Raw genomic sequence first — 19,551 nt, 5'->3', positions numbered from 1 at the left:
CGACAATGCCAACCATAGATATCAACAGCGACCTGGGCGAAAGCTACGGCCAATGGCGCATGGGTGACGATGCCGCGATGCTCGAGGTGGTGACCAGCGCCAATGTCGCCTGCGGTTTCCATGCGGGCGATCCGGCCGGCATCCTGCGCACGCTGAAGGCCGCGCACCGAAAGAACGTCGCCATCGGGGCCCATGTGTCCTATCCCGACAAGGTCGGTTTCGGCCGACGCAACATGGACGTGGCCAGCGATGAGCTGACCGCCGACGTGATCTACCAGATCGGCGCCCTACAGGGTCTGGCCACGGCTGCGGGCACCCACGTGCGCTATGTGAAGCCGCACGGCGCCCTGTACAACACCATTGCCCACGACCGCAGGCAAGGGCTGGCGGTGATCGAAGCCATTCGCGCGGTCGATCCCGGCCTGATCCTGGTAGGTCTGGCCGGTTCCAGCCTGCTCGAGCTGGCACGTAACGAAGGCCTGCACTGTGTCGCCGAAGCCTTTGCTGATCGTGCCTATACCCCACAAGGCACCCTGGTCTCACGGCGTGAGCCGGGCGCGGTGCTGCATGATCCGAAAATCGTTGCACGGCGCATGCTGCGCCTGGTCGAGGACGGCATGATCGAGGCCATTGATGGCAGCCTGACCCACATCAACGCCGACTCTATCTGTGTGCATGGCGACAGCCCCGCCGCGGTAGACATGGCCCGCGAACTGCGCCGCGTCTTCGAGCTCGCCAACATTACCTTGGCCCCATTTGCTGGAGCACTCCGATGAACGCACTCGAACATGCCCGCCAGACAGCTATCGCCGCCGCTCGCCAGGCGCGCGCGCAATATCGTGGCGGCCAGATCAACCCGACCGCCGGCATCGCACCGGGCATGACCCAGGCCAACCTGATTGCCCTGCCACGCGCCTGGGCCTACGACTTCCTCCTGTACGCCCAGCGCAACCCGAAGGCCTGCCCGATCCTGGACGTCACCGAGGCCGGCAGCCCGAGCACCGTCCTCGCCGAAGGGGCCGACCTGCGCACAGACCTTCCGCTGTACCGCATCTGGCGGGATGGGCAGCTGACCGAGGAAGTCAGCGATGCCACCCAAGCCTGGGCGGAAAATGACGAGATGGTGGCCTTTCTGATCGGCTGCAGCTTCACCTTTGAGACGGGTCTGCAGGAGGCCGGTATCGAAGTGCGCCATATCGCCGATGGCTGCAATGTCCCGATGTACCGGACCAACCGTGCCTGTCGCCCGGCCGGGCGTCTGCAGGGTGAAATGGTGGTGTCCATGCGGCCGATCCCGGCGGACCGCGTGGCCGACGCGGTCGGTATCTCCGGACGTTATCCATCAGTCCATGGCGCCCCGGTACACATTGGCGAGCCCGCACTGCTGGGTATCAAGGCCCTGGAGCGTCCCGATTTCGGCGACGCCGTACGTATCGAACCCGGTGAAGTACCGGTGTTCTGGGCTTGTGGTGTGACGCCTCAGGCGGCGGTCATGGCCTCCGGCGTGCCGTTTGCCATCACCCATTCGCCCGGACACATGTTCATCACCGACGTGCCCGACAGCACGTACCACGTCTAGGAGACTGCCGTGCGCTTTCTACCGGTCAACTTTGACGCTCTGCTCGTCGAACTGAGCGACCTCGACGAGACGCTGGCGCTGTTCGATGCTCTGGTGGCCGAGCCCATCCCCGGCGTGGAAGACGTCATTCCCGCGGCCCGGACGCTGCTGATCCAGTTCCGTCCCAGCGCCATCGAGCGCCAGGCCCTGGTCAACCGGATCGCTGCCCGTGACCTGAGCCATCGCAGTGTTCGCGACGAGCGCCGTGTCGAGATTCCCGTGCACTACACGGGGGAGGACCTCGACGAGGTTGCCAGCCTGTTGGACATCAGCCGTGAAGAGGTCATCCGCAGGCATACCGGCAGCGACTACAGCGTGGCCTTCTGCGGGTTTGCTCCAGGCTTTGCCTACCTCACCGGCGGCGCCGGCTTTCAGGTGCCTCGCAAGAAAACCCCGCGTACCCGCATACCGGCAGGCGCGGTCGCCTTGGCGGGCGATTTCAGCGGCGTCTATCCACAAGCCAGCCCCGGTGGCTGGCAGATCATCGGCGTCACGCCCTTGCAGATGTGGGACCTGGCCCGTCCTGAACCGGCCCTGCTGCGCCCTGGCTACCGGGTCCGCTTCATCGATGCCGGGCCGCTTCCCGGCGCGGGTCTCCCGCCCCCTCGGCACGCAGAACACGCTTTCACGACGGCAAGCGATACGTATCTGGAAATCATCACCCCTGGCTTGCAAAGTGTATTGCAGGATCTTGGCCGCGTCGGCCAGACCAGCCAGGGTGTAGCCGCTTCCGGTGCCCTGGACCGGAGCGCATTGCGAGCGGCCAATCGCGCGGTGGGCAACCGCTCGGACATGGCCTGCGTGGAAGCGGTGCTCGGCGGCCTGAGCTTCGTCTGTCATGGCCGCGCCGTGATCGCGGTCACTGGCGCGCAGACGCCGATCAGCATCACCACCGCCAGCGGCTTGCGCTGGCACCCGCGCAACTACCAGCCTATCGAACTGGACGATGGCGATCGCGTCAGCCTTGGCTCACCCAAAGCGGGGCTGCGCAGCTATCTGGCGATTCGCGGCGGCTTCGATGTAGCGCCCGTGCTGGGCAGCCTGTCCACCGATACCCTGGCACAGGTCGGCCCACCCGTGCTCGCCGCCGGTGATCGTCTGCCGTTCGCCGCGCCCGCCACGGGCACCGGCGTGTCGCTCGATGAAACACCGGCCTTCGAACTGCCCACCGCTGACGACATCGTCACGCTCGACGTCGTCATGGGACCACGCAGCGACTGGTTCACCCAGGACGCTCTCGATCGTCTGAGCAGCCAGCCCTGGCGTGTCACCGCGCAGTCCAACCGGGTCGGTATCCGTCTGCTCGGCGAAACTCCACTGGAGCGCAGCCAGGATCAGGAACTGCCCAGTGAAGGGACCTCCGTCGGATCCATCCAGGTCCCCGCCAACGGTCAACCGGTACTGTTTCTCGCGGATCATCCGCTGACCGGCGGCTACCCGGTGATTGCCGCCGTGGCCACTCACCATCTGGACCTGGCCGGGCAGATACCCGTCAACGCACGGATCCGCTTCAACCCGCTGGATAGGTTCAGTGAGATCCGACCCGACGCCGAAGCCTCTCTTTCAACTGCCGATACGAAGAAACCCTCATGAAGAAACTGCTGATCGCCAACCGCGGTGAAATCGCCGTGCGCATCGCCCGCGCTTGCCGCGACTACGGCGTGCCTTGCGTGGCCGTGTACGCCGACGCCGACATGGATGCCCTGCACGTGAGCCTGGCCGACGAAGCCTATTCGCTCGATGGCCAGCGTCCGGCCGATACTTATCTGGATATCGCCAAGCTGCTCGACATCGCCAGGCGCAGCGGCGCGGACGCGGTGCACCCTGGCTACGGATTTCTTTCCGAACGCGCCGATTTCGCCCGCGCGGTGCTCGATGCGGGGCTGATCTGGGTCGGCCCCAAGCCACAGACCATCGATGTGCTGGGGGACAAGGTCCAGGCGCGCAAGCTGGCCCAGGAGGTAGGCGCACCTTTGGTAGCCGGTACGCCCGGACCCGTCGAAAGCGCGGCCGAGGTGCTGGCCTTCGCCGAACGGCACGGCCTGCCGATTGCCATCAAGGCCGCTTTTGGTGGCGGCGGACGAGGCATGAAAGTCGCCTGGCGCCTGGACGAGGTCGCCGAGCTGTTCGCCTCGGCGGTGCGTGAAGCCCAAGCCGCCTTCGGCCGTGGCGAGTGCTTCGTCGAACAGTTCCTCGATCGCCCTCGGCATATCGAGGCGCAGATCCTCGCCGACACGCAGGGCAAGGTGGTGGTGGTCGGCACCCGCGACTGCTCGCTGCAACGCCGCAACCAGAAACTGGTGGAAGAGGCGCCGGCGCCTTTCATCAGCGACGAGCAGCGCCAACGCATCCACCAGGCCGCTCGTGACATCTGCGCCAAGGCGGGCTATGTCGGTGCCGGCACGGTGGAGTTCCTGCTCAGCCAGGACGGCACCCTGTCGTTCCTCGAGGTCAACACACGCCTGCAGGTCGAGCATCCGGTCACCGAGGAAACCACCGGCGTCGATCTGGTGATCGAGCAACTGCGCATCGCCGACGGCCTGTCCCTGTCCTTCGACGAAACACCCGCCCCGCGCGGCCACAGCTTCGAGTTCCGGATCAACGCGGAAGACGCGGGCAAGGGCTTCTTGCCGACACCCGGGCAGATCAGCCTCTTCCAGCCACCCTCCGGCCCTGGCGTACGCCTGGACAGCGGCGTCACCAGCGGTTCGCGAATCCCTGGCACGTTCGATTCGATGATGGCCAAGCTGATCGTCAGCGGTGCTACCCGCGAACAGGCCATCGCACGAGCCCGCCGCGCCCTGGCCGAGTTCCGCATCGAAGGCGTCGCCTCGGTCCTGCCTTTCCACCAGGCCGTCATGGCCCATGACGATTTTACCGGCCCCGGCCGGTTCGCCGTGCACACACGCTGGATCGAAACCGATTTCGCCGAACGGGTCACCCTCGCCCCACGGACTCTGCCCGTGGAGGATGCGGCCGTGCTACGCACCTTCATCGAGATCGACGGCAAGCGTCATGCGGTGGGCCTGCCCAGTGCCTTGCTGCAAAGCCTCACGCCGCTGGCCGATCGGTCGTTGGCGGCACCGAACCCGGTAACCGACCCTGTCGCACCCTGTGAGGACCAGGTACAGGCGCCCATTTCCGGCAACCTGCACGCCTGGCTGGTGGAAGATGGTGCCCAGGTCGTGGCCGGGGACGTCATCGCGGTGATGGAAGCGATGAAGATGGAAACCCAGGTAACCGCACCGCGCAGTGGCAGGCTGGTCATCGAGCAGCAGGCAGGTGCCTATCTGGAGGCAGGCGCGGCATTGGGTAGAACGGCAACGCTCTGAGGAGATGATACAAGCGGCAGCGAAGGATTTGGACTTGTGCCTCCAGCGGCCACTACCGTCAAGAGACCGGTCATTCTTCGCTGCTGCTTGTCTGCGCCGGTCTCTCGAAGGGCCTGGCCTACGCGCCTGTTCAGTGAACCCAGTCTTCGTAAGAAAGCCCTGCAACGCGGCTGAACTCTCGCACGTTGTTCGTCACCAACACAGCGCCGGTGGCAATCGCGTGACCCGCTATTGCGATATCATTTTCGCCAATTACCGATCCAACTTCAGTCAGTTCACGCTTTAGTCTTATCGTCATGTCGTCGGCGTGCCGATCCCAAGGTGAAACCTCATCCAGACGTCTTACAAACTCATCGACCAACGTCTTGTGCTTGGGTGATGTTTTCTTGCCTATCTGCCCGTATCGCATCTCAGCGTAGGTAGTAGCGTGATCGTGTCGCCGCAGCGCGTGATTTCCAGCTCTCCGACACCCTCATAAGCCATGTCGTCTGGAAAGCGAACTGCTTGGTTTTTACCATTCTTGAGAATCGAAACGATGCGCATGGTGGTGCTCCTGCATAGGCCTGACCTATGCGATTTAGCGGCACACCCAGACTATGCAATGCCTATGTTGTAACCCCTTGAGTGGTTGGAAGCTTGCGAGCTGCCTTGGAGCCAGATCGAAATCTGCTGCATATCGAGGCATTGAAGATGGAACTCTCAGGCTTCGTTCCCATTCAGCTCGATCATGCCGCTCGTTCCAGCGTTTGCCAGCCATTCATCCCGTGACAGCTCCCAGATCTCCTTGCGCATCGCTCCGGACACGAATTTGCCGTCCCGCACGTCCACCAGCCGCATCCCCTCCTGTTCGGAAATGCTACGCGAGGCAAGGTTGGCCACAGCCTTGGGCACTTGCATGAGGGGCCGGCTCAAGGTTTCGAACCAGTAGGCATTGATGACTTCACAGGCTTCGCGCATGTAGCCCTTGCCCTGCCATTGGGGCGCGAGCCAGAAACCCCGGTTGTTCCCTGGCTGGTCGTACAGGCTGATGCTACCGATGCTGCAAGCCGACTCCCCGCTGAGCTGGATCATCCAGTGCCATTCGCGTCCTGCCTCGATTGCAGGGAGGGCAACGTCGCGAATATAGGTCAGCGCGCCATCTTCGGGATAAGGCCAGGGGACGCGGCTATCCAGATAGCGCACCACTTCCCAGTGCGCGAACAGCCATTGAACAGCCGGTGCGTCAGCCAATCGCAGGGGTACGAGGGTCAGGCGGCGGGTCTTGAGAGTGGGCGTGCATTCCATGGCGAAGATCCATTATGGGAGATTGCGCTGATCGATAAGCCCGACGTGTATATCCGTATGCGCAGGCAGGGTGAAGGTTCAGGATGCTTGCGAGCGGAGCCGGCCAAGGGTTCTGATCTATGGGCGACAGCCTTCCTCTACCGGGGTCAAGCCATCGAGAAATGTAGCAATCTGCCGCGTACCGCGTAAGTGCACCGTGGGCACTTGCACGGCTATGGCCAAGCGGACTGCTTCGATACCGGGACGGTAGCTGCGGTCGAACGTCCATACGAACCACAGGAACTTCAGGAACGCTCGATCGAACTTCTCCTTGCACCCCGCCGCGAGGTCAGGCCGAGGGCGATTCGTGACGCTGCGCCTGATCACTCGCAGAAAGCAGGTCAGCCGTGGGGTATCGAGCCAGACAACCAGGTCGGCACGGGGCAGGCGCAGATCGAAGGTGCGTCGGGCATAGTTGCCCTCGCAGACCCAGGTACCGCTGGCCACTGCCTCCCGCACCCGGTTTCGGAATCGCTCGGCGTCGGGCTCGACCCAGCCAGGTTCCCAGAACAGGCAGTCCAGGTGTACCACCGACACCTCAAGGCGCTTGCCCAAGGCACGCGCGAAGGTGGATTTACCACTGCCTGCATTACCAAGTATCACAATCCGTCGCATGGGGCTTCCGTTTCTCTCATTCCAAGGATGTGGTGGCCCTACGGCCTCAAACCTCCGGTATCATACCCGGCTGAATCCATGGGGCTACGCGGCGATAACAGACATGACTCTTCAGCAGCGTAACAACGTCAGTGTCGAGGGCGATGGCCCGGCGACCCTGATTCTTTCTCACGGCTTCGGCTGCGATCAGACGATGTGGATCTACCTGTACCGGCACTTCACCAGCCGCTTTCGGGTGGTCCGGTACGACCTGGTAGGTGCCGGCAAGTCGGACCTCGGCGCCTACGACAAGGAAAAATACAGCTTGCTCGCCGGTTACGCCCACGACCTCAGCGAGATCATCGAGCATTACGCGGTGGGACCGGTCATCCTGGTCGGACATTCCGTGAGCGCCATGATCGGCGCATTGGCCGATCGCATGATGCCAGGCCGCGTCGCGGCGCACGTCATGGTCGGTCCATCACCCTGCTATATCGATTCGGACGGCTATGTAGGCGGATTCACACGCGAGGATATCGACTCGCTGCTCGATACCCTGGACAGCAACTACCTCGGCTGGTCGAGCACGATGGCGCCGGTCATCATGGGCGCGCCGGGGCAGCCGGCCCTCAGCGAGGAGCTGGCCAACAGCTTCTGCCGAACCGAGCCCGAGATCGCCAAGCAGTTCGCGCGCGTCACCTTCCTGTCGGACAACCGATCCGATATCGCGGGGCTCGCTACGCCGACGCTGATTCTGCAGTCGACCGATGACCTGATCGCCCCTCTTGCCGTGGGCGAGTACCTGCATGCCGTCATGCCTGCCAGTACCCTGTGCATCATCCCCAATGTCGGTCACTGCCCGCACATGAGCGCGCCGAGTGCCTGCTCTGAAGCCATGGACCAGTTCCTGTCTCCCTGGGTCGTCGGACATGCCGGCTGACCCGCCCGCGTTGCCTGACTTCGAGGCACTTTTCGAAGGCGCGCCCTGTGGGCTGATCGTCACTACCGAAGATGGCACGATCTTGCGCGCCAACGACATCTTCCGCACCTGGATCGGCCTTGAGCCCTCCGAGCTTTGCGGCCGACAGTTCCAGAAACTGCTGACCATGGGAGGACGAATCTTTCATCAGACCCACTGGGCACCCCTGATGCGGATGCAGGGCTCCGTCGCCGAGGTGAAGCTCGACTTGGTCCATTGCGCCGGGCATACCGTTACCATGTTGCTGAACGGAGTCCGACGTGAATACCCCGGCGGGGTGTTCTATGAGCTGGCCCTGTTCGGCACCACGGATCGTGACCGGTACGAGCGCGAGCTGCTCGCCGCGCGCAAGCAGGCCGAAGCGTTGCTGAGTGAAAAGACCGATGCCGAGATGGCATTGCGGCAAGCGAAAGCGGAGTTGAAGCTGGCCTATGAAAAATCCCAGCGCAGAGCCTTGTTCGCCGAACAGATGGTGGCAATCGCGAGCCATGACCTGAAAAACCCACTGACCGCGATCAAGATGGCCACCGATCTGCTCTCCCGCGGCGAACGCAGCATCCAGGAAACCCAGTTGCTCGGCCATATCAGCCAGTCATCCGAGCGAGCGCGACGCATGATTGCGCAGCTGCTCGATTTCGCCTTGGTCAGGGTCGGCCATGGTATCGGCATCACTCGAAACCCCCTCGACCTGCACAAGGTGATCGGCCAAAGCGTCAACGAACTGCGACTTGCCTTCCCCCAGGCGAACTTGCGCCACGAATCCCTGGGTGTGGGCACTGCCGATCTCGATGCTGATCGTATCCAGCAAATCGTTGGCAACCTGGTCGCCAACAGTGTGGCCTATGGTGATCTCGATTATCCGATCACCATCACCTCGTCCCTGGAGGACGTAACGGCTACCGTCTCCGTGCACAACAGGGGCTGCGTGATCGAGGAAGGTGTGATGGCTCGCCTTTTCGAACCCATGACCCGTGCCAGCGAGCGTGAGGACAATGTGCGAAGCGTGGGCCTCGGGCTGTTCATCGTGCGGGAAATCGCCAAAGCACACGGAGGAGAGGTTGCGGTGAGTTCCAACGCTATCGATGGAACGACCTTCAGCGCCAGACTGCCCCTGGTCGAGCGGCCGACGGGACCTGGATAACCCGCGTTTCGACTCTTCGAAAGCACTCGGACGAATCCACATGCCCCCCCGTTTTCAAGCATGAACTCCTGGGGCGCCTTGTGTTCGGATCGGGTAGCCCATTGCAACCCGTGGTAATGCTTCATCCCGGTATTCCAACGCCCGTTCCATCTGATACCCTCAATTAACAGCACAGCCCTTGATTGCCAAGGAACCGGTGTGTCTCTTCATCCACCGGTTTTCCAAACATAGAGATTCTTCCAATGACCGCCACCGACCGTCTGAGCCTGCTTCAGTTCGAGCATCTAAGTATGAGTGGGGCTGCCGCCGCTCAATTCAGTATCGCCCTGGACGAACTGCGTGCGCTCAGGTTGCAGGACCGTTACGAACATCCAGCGGCTCTGTACCTGGGCGATATCGCAGAGGCAGGCAGCCGCGAGGAACTGGCCGCCGCCAAGGGGCAAGGGCTTGGCTTTGCGCATGGGCTGATCGTTGCCAAGGCGATCGCCGAGCAAGAGGCGGACGAGCTTCGACGCGTGTTCCAGAATGCGGCCGAACGCACCGGAGCGCGGCTGCCGGCGTGAACCGCCAGATGGCAGCGCACGGGCAGGAGTAGGCTTGGCCCGATAGCGGACCTGTCCGAAATTGCATGTGGAGCGACAAAGAAATTCGTTCCGCCAAACAGACTTTTCGCTTCACTGGGCGTCCAACCTGAAACGGCCGATATGGCTTTTCAAACCCAGACAGCTGGCCTCAGCTAAGGACAGACGATGACCTTCCTAGTTTTTCTCATAGCCTGTGGTGCTGCGGCGAGCACCGGTATCATCTTCAAACCGGGCCAATGGTACGAAGAACTCGTCAAACCAAGCTTCACTCCGCCCAAATGGGCCTTCCCCGTCGCCTGGACAATCATCTACCTGCTCCTCGCCTGGGCAGGTTACCGCCTGACCCTGTTGCCTGGGAGCCAGGAGCTGCTGGCATTATGGGCTGCACAGATTGCGCTCAATACGCTGTGGACACCGGTATTCTTCGGCGCGCACCGTATTTTCGCCGGCATGCTGATCATCACTCTGCTCTGGCTCGTTGTCGCCGTGATGGTAGTGATGGCATTCAGCCTGGACACCCTGAGCGGGTTCCTCTTGCTGCCTTATCTGCTATGGCTTTGCGTAGCCACCGCGCTCAACTTCTCCATCCTGCGCAATAACCGCTGAGGCGCTCGACGCGCGTCTCGTTCGGGCCTCGGAGCACGCTGCTCCGAGGCCCCCGGGTCTGCCAGGCCGGCGCCGCACTTCGCTGCCCTGCCCTCAACGAGTCTTATCGACGACCTCGATCTGCGTCAGCCCCAACAATTCGGCCTGCTCCAGGACCTCTTCCGGGGTCGCGTCCGCGCTGGGCATGACGAGGCTGTTCTCCCCGTCCCCGAAATGCAGCTGCAGCAAGTGCATCGCCGCCTCCTGGACGGATAACTTGGACTGTTCCAATTCGAACTGGTGTGTGCGGGGCTCGCCGTTGAACAGGTACTCGAGCGTATAGAGACGCATGGAGGGATCCTCGTGATAGAGAGAGAACAACTGTCTATCCTGACTCTTCAGTCAGTTATTGGTTCAACTCGAGCGCCATCCGTGGGGGACGGCTGTCAGGCGGGCCCTGACAACCAACTCATCACCCGCGTCAGTGGCCTCCTTCAGGAAACGCGATTTCCTTGATACGTGACTGGAAGCCGGAGGTCAGGAACGCCAGATACACCAGCCCGATCAGGAACCACGTGGAACCGATAGCCAATGTCAGCCCCGACAGGCTGGTCCACAGCCAAAGGGTCAGGCACAGTCCAATGCCGGGAACGATCCCGTACTTGAGGATCCCGGCGGCAGTCCGATTGTTCGGCTCATCGATCAGGTAAGTACGGATGACCGACAGGTTGACCGCCGAGAACGCCACCAGAGCGCCGAAGCTGATCAGCGAAGCCAAGGTCGTGAGGTCTATGACCAGCGCCAGCATCGACACCGAGGAAACCAGCAAGGTCGCCGCGACCGGTGTACCGAAGCGTGGCGACAGGTTGCCGAGCCATGCCTTTGGCAGGAAGCGGTCCCGGGCCATGGTAAAGATGATTCGCGATACCGCGGCCTGGGAAGCGATTGCCGAGCCGAGGCTACCGGCAACGAAGGCTGCGGTGAAGAAGTTGGCGAGCAACTGGCCGCCTGCCATGAGCATGACCTCGTTGGCGGCCGTGTCCACGTTATCAAAGGTGATGGCCGGGTGAACCAGTTGACTGACATAGGCCAGCAACGTGAAGAGTACCCCCGCCCCTACTGTCGTCAGCATGATCGCTTTCGGCAGCGTCTTGCGCGGGTCCTTGGTTTCTTCCGCCAGAGTCGAAACGGCGTCGAACCCGAGGAAGGACAGACACAATATCGCCGCGCCGGCCATGAGCGGGCCGAAACCCGTCACGCTGTCGCTGCCCCGCAAGGGCGCCAGAAAATCGATCGGCACACCGGTGTTCAAGGTCTGCGCCGACGAGGCGACGAACACCACGATAAAGACCAGTTGGGCCGCCACGATCGCATTGCTGGCTCGTGCCACCGAAGTGATACCGACGACGTTGAGCAGGGTGACCAGGACGACGGCGCTAACCACGATCGTCCAGATCGGGATTGCCGGAAAGACGATGTTCAGGAAGATACCGATAAGCAGGTAGTTGATCATCGGTATGAACAAATAGTCGAGCAGCAACGACCAGCCCGTGAGAAAACCGGTATTGGGCCCGAAGGACCGGTTGGTATAGGAGTAAGCCGACCCCGCGACGGGGTATCGCTTCACCATGAAACTGTAGGAAGCCGCGGTGAATGCCATGGCTATAAGGGTGATGACATAGGCACCGGCAGCGCGCCCACCGGTCACTTCGGTGACGATGCCATAGGTGGTGAATACCGTCAGGGGCACCATGTACACCAAGCCAAAGAACACCAGGGCGGGCAAGCCCAGAACGCGTCGAAGCGATGGATCCGAGTCGGCTGGACTTTCGTTGAGGCTATGGTCAGACATTGCATTTCCCGAGATTATTGTTGTTCATTGCCGGGGCTGGGACATCTGCTCCACACCATGGAGCGCAAACCATCGCGGCGCTTGGTAACGCATTGGCCAGGAGGGGCTAGGTCGGAGTGTACACTTGGGTACCTGAAACCCTTATTGCGCGGGTGCATGCGCTCCTTGCTGCGCCGCCTATCCCCTCATGAGGACAGTTGCCGGCCTGGTGGCGCAGAAGACCCCGGTGAAATACCGCAGCTCGGTTATCGGTGGGGTGACTTCAGTGGAGCTGGCCGATGACACCCATGTCGTCGCCAAAGTCCAACTGACCAAGGAGGCCGAGAGCTTCGCTACCGAAGGCGCGCGTTTTTGGGTCGTACGTCCACGTATCGGTGCCAGCGGCGTCAGCGGGACCGATACCTTGCTCTCGGGCAGCTTCATTGGCGCCGATGCGGGACAATCGGAGGTGCCCGCCCAGGTATTCACCGACATGGAGTCGCACCACCGATTACCTATGGGGAAAAGGCGAGGTGACCGCGGTGCAGCTGCACTACGATGAACAGCGTCAGACCTTCCCGGTGATGGTCGACGCGATGATCTATCCAAAGCTTCTGGGCCCGGTGCAAGGCGCGTGTATCGCCACCGTGAGCGCTTTTCTGAGCCAGCAGCCCTCACGCATTCGCGAGTGAATGCGCAGGCGCTGCCAATGCGCCCTGCGCCAAGCGCATTGCAGAACGATAAGGTCAAGACCACGGCAGACACGGTCCAAGCCACGGCCCTGGTCGCATAAATTTGAAATACCCCGCATTGCCCGACAGAATCGCGCCCCGATCCGGCCAGACGTGCCGGACGAGCCTGATGAAAAAGGGGATGCGGTTGAACGAACAGACACTGTCCATGCGTCTGGAGCGCGTGGCGGCGCAGGTGCCGACAGGGGCGCGCCTGGCCGATATCGGCTCGGACCATGGCTATCTGCCGGTGGCCTTGATGCGCCGTGGCGCCATCACGGCCGCGGTGGCTGGCGAGGTGGCGTTGACGCCGTTCCGTTCGGCAGAGCGCACCGTGCGCGAAAACGGCCTCGAGCAGCGGATCAGCGTGCGCCTGGCCGCCGGCCTGGCGGCGATCAGGCCGGAAGACAGGATCACGGCGATCTGCATCTGCGGCATGGGCGGTGAGACGATCCGCGACATCCTCGACCTCGACAAGGCACGCCTGAGCGGCCAGGAGCGCCTGATCCTGCAGCCCAACGGCGGCGAGCAGCCACTACGGCGCTGGTTGATGGAACAGGGCTATCGCATCCTCCACGAGGACCTGCTGCGAGAAAACCGCTTCGACTACGAAATCATCGTGGCCGAACGCGACGGACCGGTAGCCTATACCGCCGAAGAGCTGTACTTCGGCCCACTGCAGATGCGGGCGCGCAGCCCGGCGTTCCTGCTCAAGTGGCAACGCATGCTCCGTCTCAAGCAGAAGACCCTGGCCCATTTCGCCCGCGCGCGACAGGCCGTACCCGAGGAGAAGACGCAAGAGCTCGCCCGGCAGATCCGATGGATCAACGAGCTGTTGGCTTGAACGGGACCCGGAATCCGCGGAAAAGGAAATCCGCCCGGGTTTCCATGGTCTATCTTTACTGCCCTGAGTGTCTCATCGCTTAAGGTTCAACCTCCTGAAAGGATCTGCCATGAAGCTCTTCTACCTAACCGGTGCCTGCTCTCTAGCCCCTCACATCGTGCTGCGCGAAACGAACACGCCCTTTGACCTGGTCAAGGTCGATCGCACCAGCAAGCAGACCGACACCGGCGAGAATTACCTTGAGATCAATCCAAAAGGCTACGTCCCTGCCCTGCAACTGGACGATGGGCGCGTAGTGACCGAAGCGCAGGTGGTGCTGCAATACCTGGCCGCCCAACACCCCGACAGCGAGCTGGCCCCCGAGCCCGGCAGTGCCGAGCATTACCAGCTCCTGGAAATGCTGAGTTTCGTCTCCACCGAGTTACACAAGACCATGGGCTCGTTGTTCGATCCCAAGCAGACCCCGGAATGGCGAGCAGCAATGACAGAGCTGCTCGGCAAGCGTCTGGACTGGCTGTCGGAGCAGCTGGAAGGCCGGGAATTCCTGTTCAGTAGGTTCACCGTCGCGGATGCCTACCTGTTCACCGTGCTCAATTGGGCCGCGAAGGTCAAAGTCGACCTGGCCCCCTGGCCGTCGGTGGCTGCCTACCATCAACGCCTGAGTCAGCGCCCATCCGTGCAGCAAGCGATGAAGGCGGAAGGCTTGCTGTAGCAGAGTTGCAATCCTATGGCTGCCTCCGAGCAGCCATAGGCTGTCCATTCAAAGATCTGCCCAACGATTTGCCGACCTTCTGCCGTTCATCGATGGCCCAGTCGAAAACGCGTATCTTGGCCCTGCGAACAGGGACGTGCCGACGATAGAGTTCGCCTACCGCTTGCCTACCGCATCGGTCCAACCTACTCGCGAAGGAACACAGGCCATGTCTCAACGTCTCGATTACTACAAGCTATCCCCCGGCCGCTGCCGGCAAGTACCTTGAACTCACCCAACTGCTGAACAAGAAGCCATTCCTCGCCGAGGTCGGCCACCTTGTCACGCTGCGGGCATCGCAGATCAACGGCTGTGCGTTCTGTGTGGACATGCATGTCAAGGAAGCGAAGATCCACGGTGAACGGGAATTGCGCCTGCACCATGTCACGATATGGAGAGAGTCGACGCTGTTTTCGGCCCGTGAGCGCGCCGCGCTGGAATGGACGGAGACGTTGACCCGGCTTGAGCCGCACGGGGTCTCGGACGAGATCTTCAACCGCGTGCGCGAGCGGCTGTCGGACGAAGAGTTGGCCGACCTGTCGTTCCTGGTCATCTCGATCAATGGCTGGAACCGCCTGAGCGTGGCATTCCTGTGGGAGCGGGTTTACCCGCGAAGAATGCGACGCGGTGCATGGCACCGGCTTTACCGGTGTTCGCGGGTGAACCCGCTCCCACAAGGATCGCCTCTGCCAAGCAGTCTGCTTTTGGCCGTGAGCAACCCTTGGCTTTCAGAACAGTTTCCGCTAGAAAGTACCGGCGAGCATGCGAGATAATCAACGTCCGCAAGCACTGCGCACACCCTGTGGGAGCGGGTTTACCCGCGAAGAATGCGACGCGGTGCATGGCACCGGCTTTGCCGGTGTTCGCGGGTAAACCCGCTCCCACAGGATCGCATCTGCCAAGCAGTCTGCTTCTGGCCGTGAGCAGCCCCCCGCGAAGGTCTGCTATGGGCCGATATCAGGCACTCGCAAGGGGCTGCTATCATCCATAGCAGACCTTGGCTTTCAGAACAGTTTCCGCGAGAAAGTACCGGCGAGCATGCGAGGTAATCAACGCCCACAAGCGCTGCGCGCACCCTGTGGGAGCGGGTTTACCCGCGAAGAATACATTGCTGGGTATGGCACCGGCTTTGCCGGTGTTCGCGGGTGAACCCGCTCCCACAGGATCGCATCTACAAACGGCCCTGACACATCGCCTCAAAAATCGATCGTGCCAGAGAACTTCACAAGGCGCGGATCCCCCTGCGTCAGGTAGCCACCGTTGGCCGATGCCCAGTAGTTCTTGTCAGTGATGTTTTCCACATTCACGCGCAGCGTCAGGTCCTTCTCGGCGACCCTCAGACTGTACCGAGCGCCCGCGTCGAACCGATTCCACGTTGGCAGGCTCAGGGTGTTCGCCTGATCGACATACTGGCCACCCGTACGCAGCATCCTGGCATTGAGGGCCAGTCCCGGTACGCCCGGCACATCCCAATCGACGCTCGCGTTCAACTGGAAGGTCGGCACGCCGATGGCATGGTTGCCATCGGCGCTACCGCCCGCGGTGTTCTTGAGCTCGGAGGTCATGCGGGTGCCGCCTGCCATCAGGCGCAGTCCCTCGATCGGCTCGCCGTACACGCTCAGTTCGAGGCCTTTGTTGACTTGCTCGCCATCACGAAGGTACTGGCTCCCTTGGACGTATCCATCCGCAGGTTTCTCTATGCGGAAAGCGGCCAGGCTGGCGCCGAAGCTCAGCATGTCCAGCTTGATACCTGCCTCGAGCTGCTTGGTGCGTCCCGGCGGGAATGCCTGACCGGCGTTTTCGACATTACTTGGAGCTACTGGACCTTGGGCCAGCCCTTCGATGCGATTCGCATAAAGCGACACGCTGTCGGTGGCCTTGAACACGATGCCGTAGACCGGCGTGGTGACCGATTCGTCATAGGGCGCGCCGCTTCGGCTGCCGTCCTTGGACGGGTTGGTGGGACTGTTGGGGAAAGTGCCGTCGTAGAAGTAGTTTTCAACGCGCAACTGCTGCCTGCGAATGCCATAAGTCAGCAACAGGCGGTCATCGAACACGCCGACCGTATCGGAAACGGCGATGCTGCGATTACGAGTCTTGCCGGTTACGCCCGGGTCGCCCATTTCGCCGCCAGTACTGCTGACGTCGGTTGGCCGGGGGAGCTTCACGTTGTCGTAGATAGTGGTATTGCCAGCGGTGGAACGGTAGAACTTGTAGGCGTTTTCCTGCTGTGCCCACATGGTCGATGCGCCCAGCGCGATCTGGTGGCTCAACGGCCCCGTCTGGATGCGGCCGTTGAGGCCGGCGCTGAAACTGGTGTTGTCCTCGCCATGCACGATATCCGAGCCACCGATCGTGGCTCTCCCGGAATTACCTACCAGAACCGGCGTGCCATAGGTGCCATGCTCGCGGGTATGGCGGGCACCGCCCGCCAGGTAGGCGGTCCAGCTTTCGTTCAGGTCCCATTCGCCACGCACCATGCCGAAGGTATCTTCCGACTCGCTGTAGCTCCAGTCCTGGCCATAGTTGTGGCTGGCGTCCGGCGCGGTCGGAACCTTGGTGGTCGCGTTGGCGGCAGTGCCGAGGCGCACGGAGTTGCGCAGGTGGTTGACCCGCTGTTTCTGGTAACCGATATCGGTCGATAGGCGGAAGCCGTCACCACGGTAGTCGAGGCCCGCGACGAACAGCTTGGTGCGCTGGTCCTGATCGTCCACGGCGGTTTCGCCTTCGCGCTGGCTGAGGTTCAACCTTGCGCCGAACCGGTTGTCCTCGCCAAAGCGCTGACCGATATCCAGATGCTCGCCAATCCGCCCATCGGAGCTGATGTCCTGGGTGTAGCGACGAGTAGGCAGGTCGCCGGCCCGCTTGGGTTGCAGGTTGACGTTACCGCCCAGCCCCGTACCGGTCGGGCTCACGCCGTTGAGAAAGGCATTGGGCCCCTTGAACACCTCGACACGTTCCACACCGTCCGTGGACATGATCTGGCGCGGCAGGATCCCGTACAGGCCGTTGAAGGAAATATCGTCCCCCGCCAGCGGCAGGCCGCGGATCACGAAAATCTTGGATTGATTGCCGAAGCCGAACGACTCCCGTACCGATGGGTCGTTGGCCAGCACGTCCCCGATGTCCTCGGCCTGCTGATCCTCGATGACCTTGGACGTGTAGCTGGTCATGGTGAAGGGAACGTCCATGTTGTCCTGGTTGCCCAGCACCCCCATCTGGCCCCCACGGGCCACCTGGCCACCGGCATATTCCTCGGGAAGCGCCCCGGGGCTTTGCATGATGGCGTCGGCATTGACGTCGGTCGCATCAAGCTGGATCGGCTCGGCAGCGTGCGTCATCAGACTTGCGGAACAGCAGACTGCCAACAGAGCTGGCCGGGTTGGGAAGCGAGACACCATGGTGAAATCCTGGGAGGGATGAATCGGATACACGAATGCTAATCCTTCCCATCCATATCTATCAAGGAAAGCGAGCTGGCTATTCGCAAAGTAGACCGAAGCTCGGGGCGGACCGCCCTGGATCGGTCATCACAAGCCACCAGGCGAGGTGGATTGCGTCGTCGATTCTGCCTGGCTATCGGACAGGTGGACTTCTCTTTGAGAGGTGGCCTGCAAAGCAGAAATACCCGAGCCATGCAGCTCAGGAGTCAGGAGTCAGGAGTCAGGAGTCAGGAGAAACGATTGTTTCGTCACTGGACTCCTCAGACAGCTTCAATCGATCAGCCTTGCTGATGTATTTAGGCTTTTTCGGCGCCAACTTGGCGCTTGCCTTCTTGGCGTGAGCCTTGAGTAACTGGTTTATCTTTTTACGACGGTTCATAGCGTTCTACTAGATAGGTAAGGGCTTGATGATATCGGCTTATTGCTGGTCACTTGATACATATGGCTTTCTTGAGGCTGCTACGGCCCTTGCTGACGTTGCGGCGGTCCGGCAAGCCAGCTCCAAGTTGAACGGCACTCCAGATGTTGGACACTCAACCATTACTGGCGGCACTGCTGGACCCCGTGTAATGACATGGACTCGCCCACGCCGAGGCATCACAGTGCCACGGTGGCGTTCTTAAACAAGCCAACGGCAGCATGGACGAGTTCATGTCATTACACGGGGTCCAGCGGTGCCGCCAGTAATAATCCGGTGTTGCCGCCGGTAATGGTCGGTTGTCCAACATCTGGGTGCCGTTCATCTTGTGAGCAAGGCTATCACTCCCAAGGACCGCCTGGCACAACCTTCCACGCTCGCGGGCCAGGCCGTCAGTTTCCAGATGCGGCAGTAACAGGGCGGTGCCGCCTTCGAAGACTGATGAATCCAGCCCTACGATCCGTTGGCCAGCCTGCCACAGCCCGATACTCTACTTCGCAAACGCATACTGCCCGCCTTGCTCCAGCGCCTTGCGATACGCAGGTCGCTCCTGCAACCTCTGCACCCACGCCGCCACATTCGGATACGGCTGCAACATGCCCTGAGCCTTGGCGAATTCGCCCACGAAGCTCATCTGGATATCCGCGCCGGTCAATTCTTCACCCACCAGATACGGCGTCAGGCCTAGCGCTTCGTTCAGGTAGCCGAGGTAGTTGGCCAGCTCCGATTGGATACGAGGGTGCAGCGGCGCGCCAGCGTCGCCCAGGCGCCCGACGTACAGGTTGAGCATCAGCGGCAATATGGCCGAGCCTTCGGCGAAGTGCAGCCATTGAACATATTCGTCGTAGGTGGCGCTGGCCGGATCAGGTTGCAGACGCCCTTCTCCGTGACGGCGAATCAGGTAGTCGACGATGGCGCCGGACTCGATCAGCACGTGAGGACCGTCTTCGATCACCGGGGATTTGCCCAGCGGATGGATGGCCTTGAGCTCGGGTGGCGCGAGGTTGGTCTTCGGATCGCGCTGGTAGCGCTTGATCTCGTAGGGCAGGCCAAGCTCTTCGAGCAACCACAGGATGCGCTGCGAGCGTGAGTTGTTGAGGTGGTGAACAGTGATCATGAGGGCTCCGCTGGGCGAGAAAGGTGTCTAGGAGTGACTACCGTGCCGGCACGGAGTGCCCTGAATTTTGGATCATCGCGGATTGCCGGGGAGCCTGAATCAAGTGCCAACGTTTCCCCCGCGCAAGCAAAGCCGCGCTCGAAGCTCGACGCAACTTTTCCAGATCGTCAGCCGCTCAAGGTGCTCGGTTGTCACAGGCATTGAGGCGATACGCTTATGAGCGATCAGCGAACGGTCATTGCGTCGCGCCTCGCGCGCGA

Annotated in this window: 20 protein-coding genes and 2 pseudogenes; 13 read left to right on the top strand and 9 right to left on the bottom strand. The window is 61.8% G+C overall.

The window, feature by feature from the left end; all coding sequences use genetic code 11:
- The first annotated feature begins 5 nt into the window (after nucleotides 1-5).
- From G7009_RS02690 to G7009_RS02675, 4 genes are read left to right on the top strand one after another with little or no spacing between them, the layout of a single operon-like run.
- Nucleotides 6-776: a LamB/YcsF family protein gene (locus G7009_RS02690; protein WP_181128437.1), complete on the top strand. Its 771-nt coding sequence runs from the start codon at nucleotides 6-8 to the stop codon at nucleotides 774-776.
- Nucleotides 773-1,579 (top strand): putative hydro-lyase, encoded by an 807-nt coding sequence (locus G7009_RS02685; protein ID WP_181128436.1) that lies wholly within the window; start codon nucleotides 773-775, stop codon nucleotides 1,577-1,579. Before G7009_RS02690 ends, G7009_RS02685 begins: the two co-directional genes overlap by 4 nt.
- A gap of 9 nt (nucleotides 1,580-1,588) precedes the next feature.
- Nucleotides 1,589-3,211 carry a 5-oxoprolinase subunit B/C family protein gene (locus G7009_RS02680; protein WP_181128435.1) on the top strand — a complete coding sequence of 541 codons (1,623 nt, stop codon included), beginning with the start codon at nucleotides 1,589-1,591 and terminating at the stop codon, nucleotides 3,209-3,211.
- Nucleotides 3,208-4,950: an acetyl/propionyl/methylcrotonyl-CoA carboxylase subunit alpha gene (locus G7009_RS02675; RefSeq protein WP_181128434.1), complete on the top strand. Its 1,743-nt coding sequence runs from the start codon at nucleotides 3,208-3,210 to the stop codon at nucleotides 4,948-4,950. Before G7009_RS02680 ends, G7009_RS02675 begins: the two co-directional genes overlap by 4 nt.
- Nucleotides 4,951-5,080: 130 nt before the next feature.
- Here G7009_RS02675 and G7009_RS28125 read toward each other — a convergent pair whose 3' ends face one another.
- The 4 genes from G7009_RS28125 to G7009_RS02660 all read right to left on the bottom strand — a co-directional run bounded on the left by G7009_RS28125 (nucleotide 5,081) and on the right by G7009_RS02660 (nucleotide 6,888).
- Nucleotides 5,081-5,359: a hypothetical protein gene (locus tag G7009_RS28125; RefSeq protein ID WP_375139528.1), complete on the bottom strand. Its 279-nt coding sequence runs from the start codon at nucleotides 5,357-5,359 to the stop codon at nucleotides 5,081-5,083.
- A complete protein-coding gene (locus tag G7009_RS02670) occupies nucleotides 5,341-5,493 on the bottom strand; it encodes a hypothetical protein (RefSeq protein WP_258197850.1) in 153 nt (50 codons plus the stop codon). The genes G7009_RS28125 and G7009_RS02670 overlap by 19 nt, the downstream gene beginning before the upstream one ends.
- 156 nt (nucleotides 5,494-5,649) lie before the next feature.
- A complete protein-coding gene (locus G7009_RS02665) occupies nucleotides 5,650-6,234 on the bottom strand; it encodes a GNAT family N-acetyltransferase (protein ID WP_181128433.1) in 585 nt (194 codons plus the stop codon).
- A 117-nt stretch (nucleotides 6,235-6,351) separates the two neighbouring features.
- On the bottom strand, nucleotides 6,352-6,888 hold the full coding sequence (locus G7009_RS02660) for an AAA family ATPase (RefSeq protein WP_181128432.1): 537 nt from the start codon (nucleotides 6,886-6,888) through the stop codon (nucleotides 6,352-6,354).
- Between the two features lie 103 nt (nucleotides 6,889-6,991).
- On the opposite strand from G7009_RS02660, the gene G7009_RS02655 reads away from it, so the two are divergent.
- The 4 genes from G7009_RS02655 to tspO all read left to right on the top strand — a co-directional run bounded on the left by G7009_RS02655 (nucleotide 6,992) and on the right by tspO (nucleotide 10,177).
- Nucleotides 6,992-7,807 (top strand): alpha/beta fold hydrolase, encoded by an 816-nt coding sequence (locus G7009_RS02655; protein WP_181128431.1) that lies wholly within the window; start codon nucleotides 6,992-6,994, stop codon nucleotides 7,805-7,807.
- Nucleotides 7,797-8,987: a PAS domain-containing sensor histidine kinase gene (locus G7009_RS02650; RefSeq protein WP_181128430.1), complete on the top strand. Its 1,191-nt coding sequence runs from the start codon at nucleotides 7,797-7,799 to the stop codon at nucleotides 8,985-8,987. The genes G7009_RS02655 and G7009_RS02650 overlap by 11 nt, the downstream gene beginning before the upstream one ends.
- Nucleotides 8,988-9,229: 242 nt before the next feature.
- Nucleotides 9,230-9,550 (top strand): hypothetical protein, encoded by a 321-nt coding sequence (locus G7009_RS02645; RefSeq protein ID WP_181128429.1) that lies wholly within the window; start codon nucleotides 9,230-9,232, stop codon nucleotides 9,548-9,550.
- A gap of 186 nt (nucleotides 9,551-9,736) precedes the next feature.
- Nucleotides 9,737-10,177, top strand: coding sequence for a tryptophan-rich sensory protein TspO (tspO, locus tag G7009_RS02640; RefSeq protein ID WP_181128428.1), 441 nt, complete (start codon nucleotides 9,737-9,739; stop codon nucleotides 10,175-10,177).
- Between the two features lie 93 nt (nucleotides 10,178-10,270).
- Here tspO and G7009_RS02635 read toward each other — a convergent pair whose 3' ends face one another.
- Both G7009_RS02635 and G7009_RS02630 read right to left on the bottom strand, forming a co-directional pair.
- A complete protein-coding gene (locus G7009_RS02635) occupies nucleotides 10,271-10,507 on the bottom strand; it encodes a hypothetical protein (RefSeq protein WP_181128427.1) in 237 nt (78 codons plus the stop codon).
- A gap of 130 nt (nucleotides 10,508-10,637) precedes the next feature.
- On the bottom strand, nucleotides 10,638-12,008 hold the full coding sequence (locus G7009_RS02630) for an APC family permease (RefSeq protein ID WP_181128426.1): 1,371 nt from the start codon (nucleotides 12,006-12,008) through the stop codon (nucleotides 10,638-10,640).
- Nucleotides 12,009-12,210: 202 nt separating this feature from the next.
- On the opposite strand from G7009_RS02630, the pseudogene G7009_RS02625 reads away from it, so the two are divergent.
- The 5 genes and pseudogenes from G7009_RS02625 to G7009_RS28120 all read left to right on the top strand — a co-directional run.
- Nucleotides 12,211-12,521: pseudogene (locus G7009_RS02625) on the top strand (MlaD family protein); the annotation flags it as partial.
- Between the two features lie 8 nt (nucleotides 12,522-12,529).
- Nucleotides 12,530-12,679 carry a hypothetical protein gene (locus tag G7009_RS02620; protein WP_181128424.1) on the top strand — a complete coding sequence of 50 codons (150 nt, stop codon included), beginning with the start codon at nucleotides 12,530-12,532 and terminating at the stop codon, nucleotides 12,677-12,679.
- Nucleotides 12,680-12,866: 187 nt separating this feature from the next.
- The gene (locus G7009_RS02615) at nucleotides 12,867-13,562 is read left to right on the top strand and encodes a tRNA (adenine(22)-N(1))-methyltransferase (protein WP_308813306.1); all 696 of its coding nucleotides are present in this window, start codon (nucleotides 12,867-12,869) and stop codon (nucleotides 13,560-13,562) included.
- A gap of 109 nt (nucleotides 13,563-13,671) precedes the next feature.
- Nucleotides 13,672-14,274 (top strand): glutathione transferase GstA, encoded by a 603-nt coding sequence (gstA, locus tag G7009_RS02610; RefSeq protein ID WP_181128423.1) that lies wholly within the window; start codon nucleotides 13,672-13,674, stop codon nucleotides 14,272-14,274.
- A gap of 208 nt (nucleotides 14,275-14,482) precedes the next feature.
- Nucleotides 14,483-14,903 (top strand): annotated as a pseudogene (locus G7009_RS28120) (carboxymuconolactone decarboxylase family protein); the annotation flags it as partial.
- Nucleotides 14,904-15,509: 606 nt separating this feature from the next.
- Here G7009_RS28120 and G7009_RS02600 read toward each other — a convergent pair.
- From G7009_RS02600 to G7009_RS02590, 3 genes are all read right to left on the bottom strand, one after another.
- Nucleotides 15,510-17,714 (bottom strand): TonB-dependent receptor, encoded by a 2,205-nt coding sequence (locus G7009_RS02600; RefSeq protein ID WP_181128422.1) that lies wholly within the window; start codon nucleotides 17,712-17,714, stop codon nucleotides 15,510-15,512.
- 262 nt (nucleotides 17,715-17,976) lie between these two features.
- Complete coding sequence (locus G7009_RS02595; RefSeq protein ID WP_181128421.1) at nucleotides 17,977-18,135, bottom strand: DUF2986 domain-containing protein; 159 nt, start codon at nucleotides 18,133-18,135, stop codon at nucleotides 17,977-17,979.
- Nucleotides 18,136-18,664: 529 nt separating this feature from the next.
- Nucleotides 18,665-19,291 carry a glutathione S-transferase family protein gene (locus tag G7009_RS02590; protein ID WP_181128420.1) on the bottom strand — a complete coding sequence of 209 codons (627 nt, stop codon included), beginning with the start codon at nucleotides 19,289-19,291 and terminating at the stop codon, nucleotides 18,665-18,667.
- Between the last annotated feature and the right edge of the window lie 260 nt (nucleotides 19,292-19,551).

This window comes from Pseudomonas capeferrum (assembly GCF_013523055.1).
GTDB classification, from domain to species: domain Bacteria; phylum Pseudomonadota; class Gammaproteobacteria; order Pseudomonadales; family Pseudomonadaceae; genus Aquipseudomonas; species Aquipseudomonas capeferrum_A.
The sequence above is the reverse complement of the archived record's forward strand: the minus strand, read 5'-3'. Positions and strand labels throughout refer to the sequence as shown.

Coding starts and splice junctions, on each gene's coding strand:
- G7009_RS02665 (WP_181128433.1), bottom strand. CDS start 6,234: ATGGAATGCACGCCCACTCTCAAGACCCGCCGCCTGACCCTCGTACCC.
- G7009_RS02670 (WP_258197850.1), bottom strand. CDS start 5,493: ATGCGCATCGTTTCGATTCTCAAGAATGGTAAAAACCAAGCAGTTCGC.
- G7009_RS02645 (WP_181128429.1), top strand. CDS start 9,230: ATGACCGCCACCGACCGTCTGAGCCTGCTTCAGTTCGAGCATCTAAGT.
- G7009_RS02590 (WP_181128420.1), bottom strand. CDS start 19,291: ATGATCACTGTTCACCACCTCAACAACTCACGCTCGCAGCGCATCCTG.
- gstA (WP_181128423.1), top strand. CDS start 13,672: ATGAAGCTCTTCTACCTAACCGGTGCCTGCTCTCTAGCCCCTCACATC.
- G7009_RS02600 (WP_181128422.1), bottom strand. CDS start 17,714: ATGGTGTCTCGCTTCCCAACCCGGCCAGCTCTGTTGGCAGTCTGCTGT.
- G7009_RS02595 (WP_181128421.1), bottom strand. CDS start 18,135: ATGAACCGTCGTAAAAAGATAAACCAGTTACTCAAGGCTCACGCCAAG.
- G7009_RS02635 (WP_181128427.1), bottom strand. CDS start 10,507: ATGCGTCTCTATACGCTCGAGTACCTGTTCAACGGCGAGCCCCGCACA.
- G7009_RS02675 (WP_181128434.1), top strand. CDS start 3,208: ATGAAGAAACTGCTGATCGCCAACCGCGGTGAAATCGCCGTGCGCATC.
- G7009_RS28125 (WP_375139528.1), bottom strand. CDS start 5,359: ATGCGATACGGGCAGATAGGCAAGAAAACATCACCCAAGCACAAGACG.
- G7009_RS02660 (WP_181128432.1), bottom strand. CDS start 6,888: ATGCGACGGATTGTGATACTTGGTAATGCAGGCAGTGGTAAATCCACC.
- G7009_RS02650 (WP_181128430.1), top strand. CDS start 7,797: ATGCCGGCTGACCCGCCCGCGTTGCCTGACTTCGAGGCACTTTTCGAA.
- G7009_RS02655 (WP_181128431.1), top strand. CDS start 6,992: ATGACTCTTCAGCAGCGTAACAACGTCAGTGTCGAGGGCGATGGCCCG.
- tspO (WP_181128428.1), top strand. CDS start 9,737: ATGACCTTCCTAGTTTTTCTCATAGCCTGTGGTGCTGCGGCGAGCACC.
- G7009_RS02630 (WP_181128426.1), bottom strand. CDS start 12,008: ATGTCTGACCATAGCCTCAACGAAAGTCCAGCCGACTCGGATCCATCG.
- G7009_RS02690 (WP_181128437.1), top strand. CDS start 6: ATGCCAACCATAGATATCAACAGCGACCTGGGCGAAAGCTACGGCCAA.
- G7009_RS02685 (WP_181128436.1), top strand. CDS start 773: ATGAACGCACTCGAACATGCCCGCCAGACAGCTATCGCCGCCGCTCGC.